This is a genomic window from Verrucomicrobiia bacterium (genome assembly GCA_035495615.1).
Taxonomy (GTDB): domain Bacteria; phylum Omnitrophota; class Omnitrophia; order Omnitrophales; family Aquincolibacteriaceae; genus DATJFP01.
The window spans coordinates 1-13,316 of the sequence record DATJFP010000104.1 but is presented as its reverse complement, the minus strand read 5'-3'; the positions used below and the strand labels follow the sequence as shown (position 1 = coordinate 13,316).

Annotated in this window: 14 protein-coding genes; 12 read left to right on the top strand and 2 right to left on the bottom strand. The window is 60.5% G+C overall.

Going from position 1 to position 13,316, the window contains the following annotated elements; all coding sequences use genetic code 11:
• A partial coding sequence (gene asnB, locus VL688_13110) for an asparagine synthase (glutamine-hydrolyzing) (protein ID HTL48994.1) occupies window positions 1–1,770 on the top strand: 1,770 nt, incomplete at its 5' end.
• Here asnB and VL688_13105 read toward each other — a convergent pair.
• Window positions 1,767–2,858, bottom strand: a complete 1,092-nt coding sequence (locus tag VL688_13105; protein HTL48993.1) for a diguanylate cyclase — start codon at window positions 2,856–2,858, stop codon at window positions 1,767–1,769. The genes asnB and VL688_13105 overlap by 4 nt on opposite strands.
• Window positions 2,859–2,981: 123 nt before the next feature.
• On the opposite strand from VL688_13105, the gene VL688_13100 reads away from it, so the two are divergent.
• From VL688_13100 to VL688_13050, 11 genes are all read left to right on the top strand, one after another.
• Window positions 2,982–3,716 (top strand): phosphatase PAP2 family protein, encoded by a 735-nt coding sequence (locus VL688_13100; GenBank protein ID HTL48992.1) that lies wholly within the window; start codon window positions 2,982–2,984, stop codon window positions 3,714–3,716.
• The gene (locus tag VL688_13095; GenBank protein HTL48991.1) at window positions 3,707–4,171 is read left to right on the top strand and encodes a septal ring lytic transglycosylase RlpA family protein; all 465 of its coding nucleotides are present in this window, start codon (window positions 3,707–3,709) and stop codon (window positions 4,169–4,171) included. Before VL688_13100 ends, VL688_13095 begins: the two co-directional genes overlap by 10 nt.
• Window positions 4,172–4,463: 292 nt before the next feature.
• Window positions 4,464–5,921 carry an ammonium transporter gene (locus VL688_13090; protein ID HTL48990.1) on the top strand — a complete coding sequence of 486 codons (1,458 nt, stop codon included), beginning with the start codon at window positions 4,464–4,466 and terminating at the stop codon, window positions 5,919–5,921.
• A 26-nt stretch (window positions 5,922–5,947) separates the two neighbouring features.
• Entirely contained in the window at window positions 5,948–6,286 is a 339-nt protein-coding gene (locus VL688_13085) for a P-II family nitrogen regulator (protein HTL48989.1), read from the top strand.
• A gap of 133 nt (window positions 6,287–6,419) precedes the next feature.
• Window positions 6,420–8,141, top strand: coding sequence for a universal stress protein (locus VL688_13080; GenBank protein HTL48988.1), 1,722 nt, complete (start codon window positions 6,420–6,422; stop codon window positions 8,139–8,141).
• A 65-nt stretch (window positions 8,142–8,206) separates the two neighbouring features.
• Window positions 8,207–9,241, top strand: a complete 1,035-nt coding sequence (locus VL688_13075) for a DUF4118 domain-containing protein (protein HTL48987.1) — start codon at window positions 8,207–8,209, stop codon at window positions 9,239–9,241.
• Between the two features lie 5 nt (window positions 9,242–9,246).
• Window positions 9,247–9,939 (top strand): response regulator transcription factor, encoded by a 693-nt coding sequence (locus VL688_13070; GenBank protein HTL48986.1) that lies wholly within the window; start codon window positions 9,247–9,249, stop codon window positions 9,937–9,939.
• 192 nt (window positions 9,940–10,131) lie between these two features.
• The gene (locus tag VL688_13065; GenBank protein ID HTL48985.1) at window positions 10,132–11,394 is read left to right on the top strand and encodes an FAD-dependent oxidoreductase; all 1,263 of its coding nucleotides are present in this window, start codon (window positions 10,132–10,134) and stop codon (window positions 11,392–11,394) included.
• 40 nt (window positions 11,395–11,434) lie between these two features.
• A complete protein-coding gene (locus tag VL688_13060; GenBank protein HTL48984.1) occupies window positions 11,435–12,199 on the top strand; it encodes an alpha/beta hydrolase in 765 nt (254 codons plus the stop codon).
• Window positions 12,199–12,477, top strand: coding sequence for a hypothetical protein (locus VL688_13055; protein HTL48983.1), 279 nt, complete (start codon window positions 12,199–12,201; stop codon window positions 12,475–12,477). Before VL688_13060 ends, VL688_13055 begins: the two co-directional genes overlap by 1 nt.
• Window positions 12,458–12,880, top strand: coding sequence for an SRPBCC family protein (locus VL688_13050; protein HTL48982.1), 423 nt, complete (start codon window positions 12,458–12,460; stop codon window positions 12,878–12,880). Before VL688_13055 ends, VL688_13050 begins: the two co-directional genes overlap by 20 nt.
• 12 nt (window positions 12,881–12,892) lie before the next feature.
• Here VL688_13050 and VL688_13045 read toward each other — a convergent pair.
• Window positions 12,893–13,316: glycoside hydrolase family 15 protein (locus VL688_13045; GenBank protein ID HTL48981.1), on the bottom strand; the 424-nt coding region annotated here is incomplete at its 5' end.

Here is a 13,316-nt window from a genome sequence, read left to right as displayed (position 1 = left end):
GGATCACGGCGCCTGGCCATCCTGGATTTGTCCGAGCGCGGACGCATGCCCATGGCCACCCGAGACGGCCGGTATCACATCGCCTACAACGGCGAAGTCTACAATTACCGCGAGCTGCGCGCGGAACTCCAGGCCAAAGGGCACGTCTTCGAATCCGACACGGACACCGAAGTCGTGCTGAAAGGCTATGCCGAGGAAGGCGCGGGCATCCTGGAAAAACTGGACGGCATGTTCGCGATCGCGATCTGGGATGCCAAGCTCCGCGAACTTTTCCTGGCGCGCGACCACGCCGGCATCAAGCCCCTTTACTATTATGAAAGCGGCGGCGAGATTTATTTTGCTTCCGAAGAAAAGGCGTTGTTTGCCGCGGGCGTGCCGTTCGAGCTCGATCCCGGCGCGGCGGAAGAACTCATGTGCTTCGGCTATGTGGCCGGGGAAAGGACGCCTTTCCGCGGCGTGCGCCGGCTTTTGGCCGGGCATTACCTGGTCTGGAACAAAGACGGAAAAGGGACGACGCGCTGGTGGAATCTTGCCGACCGCGTGCGCAAAACGCGGGAAGAGCTCCCGCAGGATCCGGAGTCGTGGCTGAGGGAGGCGCTCGACGCCTCGGTTCAGCGCCGGCGGATCAGCGACGTGCCGGTGGGCGTTCTGCTGAGCGGAGGCCTGGACTCGACGGCTATTGCGGCTTCGCTTGCGAAACATCCGGGAAAGCGGTTGTCGAGCTTTACCGTCCGCATGGACGACCCGCGGCTTGACGAAAGCGCCGACGCCAAGCAGGCCGCGAAGGCCCTGCGCCTGGACTACCATGATTTGATCCTGCGGCCCGAACGGCTTCCGGACAAGAGTGAAGAGGCGAGCTGGATCAACGACGAGCCGATGCTTCACGCGAGCACGCCCCATCTTTTGTCGCTGTCGCGCTTCGCGAAACCGCGTGTCAGCGTGCTGCTTTCCGGCGAAGGCTCGGACGAAATCTTCGCGGGCTATTACCGCTACCACCTCCTGAACGACCGCCTGGCGCGGACCGCCGCGAAGCTCCTGCCGGATTTTGCCGCGGCCTGGCATTACAAGACGAGAAGGCTCAAAAAATTTTCCGGACTGCGCACGGACAGCCAGGCCGTTTTTTATAATTCCGCAGAGATTTTCCCAGCGGAGCTCGCGTCCCTCGGCATGGAGCGCACGGGCGGCATGCAGTTCCGCGAGCAGGTGCTGGCCGAAGCAGAGGACCTTTACCCGGACGATCTTTTACGGCAGGCCATGTACTACGACCAGCACACGTTTCTCGCTTCGATCCTGGACCGCAACGACCGCATGACCATGGGAGCTTCGATCGAATGCCGTGTCCCTTTTCTGGACAGCCGCATCATGGAAATCGCCGGGGCGCTCCCCACGCGCAGGCTCTATGATGGAAAGCAGGGCAAGCTTCTGCTGCGGCAGTCCCAGCGCGGGCGCGTGCCTGACGCCGTGCTCAGCCGGAACAAACGGGGATTTGACGTGCCTTGGCCGCGTTATCTGGCGCAGGATGAAACCCTGCGGCGCCGGCTGGCCGAATCCGCGTGGCGGGAACCCTTCCGCTCGATTTTTTCCGCAGACGGACGCAAACTTTCTGAAAAGATCAAAGGGTTTCTCAAAGGGGACGGACGGCAGGCGAAACTGATGCTGAGGCTTTGGATGGTGTCGGTGTGGTACGAAGCGTACAGCCGGAAGATCCGCGATGCCGTGGAGCCCCGGCCGGCGTCCCTGGCGGAAATTTTTTCTCCGGCGGCTGTCTAAAACTTCCCGCGCTCGCCTCCGGGCGCGGACTTCTTCCTCATGTCCTCTTGGACTTTCTCGAGCAAATCTTCCACGGTCGTATTTTTGTCGGGCTGCGCCGGCACCGCGCCCATCATGAGCCGCAGGACCTCGGCCTTTTTCTGACTGTTCATGCGTTCCAGATTGACGATAAGCCGGCCGAAGAGGATGTCGATTTCCGCGGCGCCCACGCTGAGGACCGAAACCACGAAACGGTCGGGCGCCACGCGCGAGAGCAGGTCGGAGGAGCGGAAAGTTCCCGCGAGAATGGCCGCGGTCCTTGCCATCAGGCGGTCGGCGGCGTCGGTGTTGCCCGAGTCGAGCAGCCCTTGAATGCCGTTCACCACGAAATAAAGCATGGCCAGTCCGCGCTGGTCGCGGGTTGCGAGGCGCAGCTGCTGGCGCGCCAGGGGAATGAAGCCGCGCAGGTTCAAAGTCTGGGTCGTCTCGTCGATCACGGCCAGGCCGCGGATCAGCTCGATCGTCTGGGCGTTGAAATGTTCGTAAATCAGCGCGAAGTTCAGGGCGAGGAAGGTCAGGAAACTCAGTGAAATGGTCCTGACGCTGCCCCGCACCTCGGGAGAAAACTGGTCGGCAAAATGGAAGCCTGCGGTGCCGAGCAGGTAAAAGGCGAGCATCTGGAAAATCGCCAGCGCGGTCCAGAGCATGCCGGAAGAGCGGCCGCAAAGAAGCGTCGCGGCCACGGGGATCGTGACCAGCCAGGCCAGCGACGGGCCATATTGCCCGCCGTTCAAAGTCGCAAGGTAAGCGATCAGCCAGTAAACGTTTGCCACGATCCAGTTACCGGCGATTGCGTTGGAGCCGGTCCGGCGGAGACTCACGGGAGCCAGAAGGATCAGGACGTCCGATACCACGATCGCAAGGGCGCCGGCGGGCGAACCCAGGCGGTAGTAAAGCGGGGCAAAGACGCAGCCGCACGAGGCGTACGTGATGGCAAAGACGACAGCCACTTTGGCGCGTTTGAGGACCTCGATGTCGCGCACCTTGCCGGACGAGACGACGTAGTAGTCCAGGGCCTTTTCGCTCAGCGACCGGAAGAGTTTTTGCATGGGACGGGCGTTCTCCTGTTTCCCTAAACAACGGCCGGGAAAAGGAATGCTTTAGAGGGCACATCATTCCGCCGCCGGAGGAAAATCGTTCATCGCCGGCCGATGTTCATGTAGAATGCCCCGATGTTGAACGCCAAACAGTGGACTCTTATTTTGCTGGCGCTGATTTTTATCCGCGAGGCGCAGAACGGCTACTTCCGGCCCATGCCCGCCTACCTCCGCTCGGTTCCCTGGAAAAAGCAGGCGCTTTATTTTCTCGCGGGCCTCGCCTTCCTGACGCCGCTCTTCTTTTTGGATCTTCCTCTGCTTGGGGCCTTCCAGGCGCGGACGGAGGCGCTTTCCGGTCTGGCCGCAAGTCTCGGGAGGCATCTCGGCCGCCGGCTTTGGGTTTATCTCGGAAGCGCTTATGTCCTGGCCTGGCTCTGCGGTCAAAACAAACTCCGCAGGGAAGCGGCCAGCGCGATCCTGGGAGCCGCCGCGGCCGGCATGGCCTGTAATACCTTAAAAATGATCTTCCTGCGCGCCCGGCCGGACACGGGCGTGGGACCGTTTGTTTTTTTTCACTGGAGCGCCCTGGCTTCCGACACGCGGCCTTACGAAAGCTTTCCTTCCGGAGACGTCGCAATCGTCGCGGGCGCCGCGGCCGTCTTTTTTTTCAAGACGCGGGCGCCGTGGCGCTGGCTCTGGCTTATACTGCCGCTTTGCACGGCTTATTCGCGCGTCCTGCTGAACCGGCACTGGCCCGCGGACACGCTCGCTTCCCTGGGGCTTGGGCTTTGGGTGGCGTTTTGCCTTTCCGGCTATGCGCCGGATCCGAGGCCCGCTTCCCGCGGCGCGGAGACAATGCGATGTTCCTGATCAACCGGAAGAACGCGCTTCCGCTGCTTCTTATCCTGTTCACGGCGGCGGCGATCGCCGTGTGGAATTACGTCCATGAATTGCGGGCGAAATTTCCGGACCTGGATTTTTCGCGGGCCCAGATCGGGCGTTCGTCCTGGTACAGCCGCAACGATCCGGGCATCAACCCGCGCACGGCCAACAACGAAAAATTCGACGACAATGCCATGACCTGCGCTTCCTATGATTATCCCTTCCAGGAGGAGCTGCTGGTCATCAATGCCATGAACGGCAAATGGGTCGTCTGCCGCGTCAACGACCGCGGCCCGAACAAGCGCCTGAACCGCAAGATCGACCTGACCAAAGCCGCCTTCCGGAAAATCGCCCGTACCCGCAAAGGCCTGATCAATGTGACCATCATCCCCACGCGGAAGCTCGCGGCCAAAAAAGCAGAGGCCGCCGCCAAGGCCGCCTGACCATCCTTGTCGTTTCTTTCGACCCTGGCTACAAATTTGTAAACAGGCGCTCATATTTGTGGATTTTCCCTTAGGGCCTCCGGCCAAGGCTTTGCGGGCCGTTTTTTCTCTTTTTTCCTCCCCTTGTTAGGCATCAATTTTTCATCAAAAAACAAACCGATTTTCCGTTTTGCCGGTCTTTGGCACAAACCTCGCTTTGACGGCGTCAGACTTCACGACAACACGGAAATCCGGGGGCCCGGCAAGGGGCTTTTGATTTTCGAAAAACAGCTTAGAAACGAAAGGTGATACCATGATCAATCGATTTTTGAAAAAATGGAGAGATCCGAAAGAGCGTCGTCTTTTTTATGCGCTTTTGGGCGGCAAGATGGGGGGCGTGGCGCTGCTTTTCCTGTTGATCGCCGGGATCCCCGCTTTTTTTGGAACGAAAGTTTACGCGGCCGAAGAGACTGTTTCGTACATCAATCCGATCAATACGATGTGGACGCTGATTGCGGCGTTTCTCGTGTTTTTCATGCAGTCCGGCTTCATGATGCTGGAAGCGGGGTTTGCGCGTTCCCGTGAAACCATCAACATCCTCCTGGAAGGAATCGTCGATACCTGCCTTTGCGGCATTCTTTTCTGGGCTTGGGGATTTGGATGGATGTTCGGCGCGGGGAACGGTTTGATCGGAAACCAGTTTTATTTCCTGCACGGCATTCCGGACACCTACGGAAGCTCGGGCGTGGCGACGCTGGCGTTTTTCCTTTTCCAGTTCGCTTTCGCCGACTGCACCTCGACGATCACTTCGGGCGCCATGGTGGGCCGTACAGGATTCATCGGGGACCTGCTGTACAGCTTTGTCGTCAGCGGTTTTATTTACCCGATCCTCGGCCACTGGGCCTGGGGACCGGACGGCTGGCTTGCTCTCATGCAGCCGGCGGCGTTCCGTGACTTCGCCGGTTCGACCGTCATTCACACGATCGGCGGCATGATCGCCCTCGCGGGCGCCATTGCCCTCGGGCCTCGTCTCGGACGCAAGTTCAAGCGCGACGGCGGCGGACCCATGCCCGGCCACGACATGACGATCGCGGCTGTCGGCACGGTCATCCTGTGGTTTGGCTGGTATGGTTTTAACCCGGGCAGCACGCTCTCGGCCATGGACCTCCAGGGCATCGGGCGCGTTGCCACGAACACGACGCTCGCGGCTTGCGCGGGCGGTCTCTCGGCGCTGTTCTTTGTTTTTCCGCGCACGAAGATCTGGGACTGCGGCATGACCTGTAACGGCATTCTCGCGGGTCTGGTCGCCATCACGTGCCCGTGCTACTGGGTTTCTCCGGGCGGTTCCATCATCATCGGCGTGATCGCTGGCGTGCTGGTCGTGCTCGCTACGGACCTGCTCGAACATTGGCGCATTGACGATCCCGTCGGCGCTTGGCCCGTTCACGGCATCAACGGCATTTGGGGTACGATCAGCCTGGGGCTTTTCGCCACGGGGCAGTACGGTCTTCCTTCGCCGACCGGCATGGATTCTTCCGTTGTCGTAAAAGGCCTTTTCTACGGCGGCGGCATGACGCAGCTCATGGCGCAGACCACCGGTAACGTCATCATCGGGATCGCGGCCCTTGTTTCCGGCCTGATCCTCATGTACGCGGTCAAGGCCACCGGCCATCTTCGCGTTTCGACCGAAGGCGAGCTCCAGGGCCTGGATGTCCATGAACACGGCGGCTCGGCTTATCCGGAACTCGAAGCCGTGACTCAGGTTCGCTAAGACGAAGACGAAAACGGAGAAATAAAATGAAAAAAATCGAAGCAATCATCCGGCCTGAAAAGCTGGAGTTACTCAGGCAGCATCTGGAAAAAATCGGCTATCCCGGCATGATGGTCACGAAGATGGAAGGCCACGGCAAGCAGGGCGGCGTGACGCATCAGTTCCGCGGCACGGAGTACAAGACCTCGTTCCTGCCGAAACTCAGGATCGAGATCGTGGTGACGGACGCGCAGGTCAAGAAGCTGTCCGATGCCATCGTCGAAGTCTGCCGTTCCGGGTCGGTCGGTGACGGAAAAATCTTCATCTCTTCCGTCGAAAATACGATCCGCATCCGTACCGGAGAATCCGGGGAAGCGGCCGTTTAACAGAATCAAATCGTGGGTCACCTTTCGGAAGGCATCCCGGGAAATGCGAACGCATTCCCGGGATGCCTTTTGATTAAGTCCGAGATCCCGGAAATTCCGGATCCTGTTAACCTTTTTTCAAATCGAGGACCTAATGCTGCTCACTAAAAAAGTAGAACGGCCGCGCGAACTGAAATGGTACCAGGCCGGGGCCATGCTTTACGGCGACTGGGGGACGAGCAAGGCGTACGTCCTCGGGATTGCCTTCGGGCTTTCCGGGCATGCCTCCTGGTTTTTTCTGGGGCTGATGTCGCTGCTCACCTCCTTTGTCGCCGTGTGTTACATGATCATCTGCCGCATTTATCCCGACGGGGGCGGCGTGTATTCCGCGGTGAAACACCGCTCGCAGCTTCTCGCCGTGATCGGCGCGCTGCTTCTCGTGGCCGACTACGTGGTCACGGTTTCTTTGAGCGCGCTCGACGCCTTCCATTATTTTCATTTCGCGCATCCCGCGCTCTGGGCCATTGCCGCGATCCTGATGATCGGCGCGCTGAACTGGGTCGGGCCCAGCACCGTGGGCACCATCGCGACCTGGATCGCGCTCGCGGCTTCCGTCGCCGCGGGGATTTTGTTTTTATTTACGGTGCCGCATTTGGGGCGCGTGGAACTCGCGTCCCCGCCTTCGGATTGGGGCCACAATTGGAGCGTGTTCGTCGGGATCGTCCTGGCGCTGTCGGGCGTCGAGGCCATTGCCAACATGACCGGCGTCATGGTCGAGCCCGTGGAAAAGACTTCGAAACAGGCGATCTGGCCCGTGCTGCTGGAAGTTTCGCTCCTGACGTTTCTGCTGGGCATCGCGATGAATGCGATTCCCGGGCTCACGGGACATACCGAAGACATGCTTCGCGCCTTGGGCGACCATTACATCGGCCCCTGGTACGGCAATCTCATCTCACTGATCTTCGGCTTTCTGCTGCTTTCGGCCGCCAACACCGCGGTCGGCGCGCTGGCGAGCATTCAGTTCGTCATGTCCAAAGACCGTGAGCTGCCGCCGGCTTTTTCGCGCCTGAACCGTTTCGGCATGCCGGAACTGGCGCTGATCGTGGCCACGCTCGTGCCGATCCTTGTCCTGGTTGTCGAGCATGACCTCATCGGACTTGCCGCGCTGTACGCGATCGGAGTCGTGGGCGCCATCACGCTGAACCTGGCGAGCTGCGCCACGAATTCCGCGCTCTCCCTCAAAAGTCACGAGCGTCTGCTGCTGGGCGGGGCCGCGCTTGTCCTTCTTTTCGTCGAAGCGACGATCTGCGTGCAAAAACACAATGCCCTTCTCTTCGTGGGAAGCATCCTCACCGCGGGCCTGTCGCTGCGTTTTGTCTCGAAGAAGCTGCTGCCGCTGGAGGTCGTCGAAGTTCCGGCCGTCAACGTGCTGACGGTTTCCGAGGCGCACGAGCTCGCTTCGCTTTACCGTTCTTCGTTTCTGGTTTCCGTTCGCTCCATGAACCGGCACCTGCTGCAGGAAGCCGTGCTGCGTGCCAAGGCGCTCGGCGAGAAGGCGGTCTACCTGAACTTCGTGGAACAAACGCCTCCGTCCAGAGAACTGCCCATGGAAGTGGAGCCATCCTCGGAAGCCGTGAAGCTGCTGGCGGCCGCCCAGGCGGAAATCGAAAGGCAGGGGCTGACCGCCATTCCGATTTGGCAGTTCGGGGACAATCCGGGAAAGATGATTGCCCGCGCCGCGAAGGAACTCGAAGTCAATACCGTGATGATCGGGACCACGAAAAGGAGCGCGCTGGTCAACCTGCTCCGCGGCGACGTGCTGCGCACGCTCGTCAGCAATCTGGCGCGCAACTGCCATCTCCTGATCAGCAATTAAAGAAAAGCCGCGAAAGGGATGCGGCAGGGAGCGGTTTTTGATATCATTCCAGCGGGGGTACCTTCTTGATTCCCAAGAGCTTTCGCAATCCGTATGTCCTGAGCCTGGCCTTGGCAGTCCTCGCGACGGTGGTGGCCTGGTTTGCCCAGGCCGTCGTGCCGGCACGGGACCTCAGCATGTTTTACCTGCTGGCGGTGGTGATCGCGGCGCTTTTCTGGGGAAAAGGCCCGGCCATCGCGGCCTCGATCACGTGCGTGCTGCTCTACGATTTTTTTTTCGTGCCCCCGCGTTTCAGCCTCATGGCTTTCAGCCACAAGGACTGGATCCCGCTCGGAGTCTTCCTGGTCGTGGGCCTGATCATCAGCAATCTGACGGCGCGCGTGCGCGCCAGCACCCTTGCCGCGGAAAAAGAAAAACTCCTGTCCCTTTTGCTCAGCTCGGTGTCGCACGACCTGAGGACGCCGCTCGTCTCCATCACGGGAACCTTGAGCCGGCTTCTCGAGCACACGGCTCTCGACGAAGACACGCGGCGCGAGCTCATCGAAACCGCCTACGAAGAATCCGAACGCCTCAATCATCTCGTCGGGAACCTGCTGGACATGACGCGCGTGGAATCCGGCGCGCTCAAGATTTCCCCGCGGCCGTGCGAGGTTCGGGATCTCATCGGCGTTTCGCTGCAGCAATTTTCCAAACAGCAGCTGAACGGACGGAACATCCGTATCCAGGTCGCCGAAGACCTGCCGGAAGTAAGCATGGACTACGCGCTCATGATGAAGGTCCTCGGCAACGTGATTGAGAACGCCTTGAAATATTCGCCGCCGGGGTCGCCGCTGGAGATCCGCGCGTCGCGGGCCCGGGACAGGCTGCTTTTCGAGATCCTGGACCAGGGGTTCGGCATTCCCGACAAAGAAAGGGCGCGCATTTTTGAAAAATTCTACCGCGTCCAGGGCCCGCGGAAAATTCCAGGAACGGGCCTGGGGCTTTCGATCTGCAAGGGGATCGTGGAAGCGCATGGAGGCATGATGTGGGCTGAAAAAAATTCGCCGGAAGGCACCAAAGTGGTGATCACGCTTCCGTGGAAAGTCGAGGAAGACGCGTGACCAAGATGGGCGCTCTCCGCATTCTGATCGTGGACGACGAAAGGCCGATCCGCCGCTTTTTGAAGGCGACGCTGGCTTCGGAGGGCTACCGGATTTTCGAGGCCGTCGACGCGCAGACCGCGCTCGAGGCGTCGGTGTCCGTGCGCCCGGACGTGATCTTCCTGGACCTGGGGCTGCCGGACAAAGACGGCGTGGAAGTGGCCAAGGAAATCCGCAGCCGCTCTTCCATTCCCATCATCATCCTGTCGGTCCGCGACGAAGAGGCGGACAAAGTGGCCGCGCTCTATGCCGGCGCCGACGACTATCTGACCAAGCCGTTCAGCAACGCGGAGCTCCTGGCGCGTCTGCATGCGGTCCTGCGGCGGTGGATGCCGCACAGTAAAAATCAGGTTTTCAAGACGGGCAGGCTCACCGTGGACATCGAGCGGCGCCTGGTGAGCGTGGATGACAATCCCGTTCATTTGTCGCCGACCGAGTACACGGTTTTGAAAACGCTGGTGATGCAGGCGGGAAAAGTCGTGACGCATAAGACTTTTTTCCAGGAAGTCTGGAACAAAGCCGAGATGGCCGTGAAGGCCGACCATCTGCTGCGGGTGACGATCAGCAACCTGCGCAGCAAGATCGAGCCGGACCCGGACCGGCCAGTCTACATTTTGACCGAACCGCTCATCGGCTACCGCCTTTCTTACAAGCCCTGAGCCGGAATTCCGGGTCCCGCTGCGTCTCTCCGACAATCAGCATTTTTCCTACAGTCCTTCGGGCCCCCGGCTGATGCGGCTCCCTCCCGGGCCTTCTAAGATGAAAGAGCCTGACAGGGGAGCAGGCCGTTAGGAATTTGCGGACGCTGCCTTAAAAGATCCCCGCAGGCCATTTCCTCCCAGGATGTTTTCATGACGGCAAAGAAACGCATCATCATCATCGGCGCGGGAATCTCCGGCCTTGCCGCCGCCAACGAACTCGCCGGCTTCACGGACGTGACCGTGATCGAAGCGCGCGACCGCCTGGGCGGCAGGATCTGGACGGACCGCAGCTGGGGAAAACCGCTCGAGCTCGGCGCCCAGGTCGTGCACGGCGCCACGGGCAATCCCATCATGGACCTCGTGCAAAAGGCGCATCCCCGCACGATCGCCGCGGAGTACTCGAATTTTTACCTGTACGATGCGGACGGGAAGCTCGTCGACGACGCGATCGCCGCGGAAAACAGGGAAGAATTCGAATCCGTGGTCACCGGCATCACCAAAGCCGCGCCTTATCTCAGCCCGCATCTTTCGGCCGAGCACGTCGTGGACCAGCATCCGCAGACGCGCGCCGTGCCGCCGCCCCTCCGCCAATGGTTCAAGGAATCTCAGGTGATTTATTCCGGAGCGGATCTGGCCTTTCACGCGGGAAGATATTATTCTCAGGAAAACGAATTTGAAGGACCGAATCTCGTTTTCCCCGAAGGCTACGATCAGGTGCTGAAGAACCTGACGCGCCTTGATTACGCGCACATCCTGACCGGCCATCAAGTCCGCGTCGTGCGGTGGAATCCGCATGCCGTGTGCGTAGACACGGACCATGGGGAATTTCTGGGGGATTGCGCGCTGATCACGCTGCCGCTCGGCGTTCTCCAGGCGGGCATCGTGCGGTTCGAGCCGGACCTGCCGCAGTGGAAGCGCGCGGCGCTCGAACGCCTGGGCATGGGCGTTCTGGACATGGTGTTCCTCGATTTCGGCCAGGTGTTCTGGCCGGCGGACCGCGACTTCATCGGCATCGCGAGCCCGGACGCGCCGTTCACCCGTTTCGTCAATCGTTTCCGGCTGACGCAGGCGCCCGTCCTCGTGGCGCTTGCCGGCGGCAACAAGGCGCGCAAGATGGAGATTCTGGACGACGATGAGATCGTGGCGCAGGCCATGACGTCCTTGCGCGTGGCTTTTCCCGGGGCGCCGCAGCCGGTGAGGACGCGCATCACGCGCTGGGCCACGGACCCGCTGGCTTGCGGGTCCTATTCTTACATTCCCACCGGCGCCTCGCCGGACGATTACGAAATTCTGTCCCAGCCCGTGGCGGACCGCCTTTTTTTTGCGGGCGAAGCCACGAACAAACAGTTTCCCTGCACGGTCCACGGCGCTTATCTGTCCGGCCTCAGGGAAGCGGCGCGGCTGCTCGCTTAAAAATTCCGCGGGGCGCCTGCCGTCGTGTAGAATACGCCCCATGCTTGCTTACTCCGAAGCCGGAAAAGGAAAACCCGTCGTGCTCGTGCATGCGTTCCCGCTTTCCTCCAAAATGTGGGAAGAGCAGGTGCGCCTCGTGTCGCGTTTCGCGCGCGTCATCACGCCCGAAATTCCCGGCCTCGGCAAATCCGCGCGCCAGGCCGAGCCTTCGATTCCTCAAACCGCGGCCGGCGTGGCGGAGATTCTGGATAAACTCGGCATCCATGAGCCGGTCATGATCGGCGGGCTTTCCATGGGCGGCTACGTCATGCTTGAATTCCTGCGCCAGTTTCCGGAACGCGTCCGCGGTCTGGGATTTTTCGCGACGCGCGCCAACGCCGACTCCCCGGAAGTGAAAGAAAAGCGCGTGAAGACAATCGAAAAGATTTCCAGGGAAGGCCTTGCCGCGTTCGTGCCCGGCGTCATCCAAAATCTGCTCGGCGCGACCACGAGGGCGAACAACCCGGCGCTCGTCAAAAAAGTTGAAGGCCTGATCCTGGAAAATACGGGCGAAGGCGTGTGCGAGGCGACGCGCGCCATGGCCGGCCGCCGCGACTCGCAGGATCTTTTGGGCGCGATCCGCTGCCCCGCGATCGTGATCGGGGGCATGGAAGACACTTTCGTCACCGCGCAGGAAACCGAAGCCATGCAAAAATGCATTCCCGGCGCCGAGCTGCATCTGCTTGAAAAAAAGGGACACCTGGTCAATCTCGAGGCGCCGGAAATCTTCAACGGCCTGCTCGAGCGCTTTATAAGGAAGCTCTGATGGAAGGCGCGCCGCTGAAAGGGGTTCAGCCTCTGGACCGCGTCATGACCGGGCTTTCTCTTACCAATCACGATCTTGTAGCCAGCTCCACCGAACAGCTGACTCATAAAAACGTGGCCAACGCCCGCAAAGGCAGGCCGCTCACCGTGAACATCCAGATGAAAATCCTGAACGCGCTCAAGGCCAGGACCCAGAAAGATTTTTCTCTGCCGGATTTGTTCAATTACAAAGGCCGGAGCCAAAAAGAGAGGAGCCAACATGAAGAATCCGACGAGTAATGCCGGTCCCGTGCCGGCCCAGACGCTGAGCGTCGCGATCCGCTGCAACGCCGCGAGAGTCTATGACTTCGTGTCCAATCCCGAAAATCTTCCCCAATGGGCGCCGGCCTTCTGCCTTTCCGTGAAACGGCTGGATGGGCACTGGCTGATCGAGACGCCGCAGGGGCCGCTGAAACTGCAGTTCGCGCCGAAGAACGATCTCGGCGTGCTCGACCACTACATCACGCCGCCGTCGGGCGCGGAAATTTTCGTGCCCATGCGCGTCGTGCCTAACGAAAGCGGCTCCGAGATGCTGTTCACGCTTTTTCAGCGGCCGGGCATGTCGTACGAGGATTACCGCTCCGACCTGGAACTTGTGGAGCGCGATCTCGCGACGCTCAAACAGGTCCTCGAAACCGAATAAAGTTCAGACCGCTCACACCGAGCCCTCTTTGACGAAATCGGCCGCGGCCGCATGTTGCCCCTTCTCCCTCATCGAAAGCGCGCGCGCCGTGCGCACAAGCGCGAGATGGCTGAACCCCTGGGGGAAATTCCCGAGAAATTCCCCGGTGCCCGGATTCATTTCTTCCGGAAGCAGCCCCACGTCGTTTGCAAAGCCCGCCAGGTGTTCGAAAATCTTTTTTGCCTCGTCGAGCCTGCCCTGACCGGCGAGATTGGCGATCAGCCAGAACGTGCAGATCAGGAACGTGCCTTCGGAACCGGGAAGCCCGTCTTCGGACAGGTAGCGGTAAACCAGGCCGTGGGAAACCAGATTTTTTTCGATGGCCTCACGTGTGGAAATGACGCGCGGGTCGTCGAAGGGTAAAAAATCCACGAGGGGGATGAGCAGAGCGCTGGCG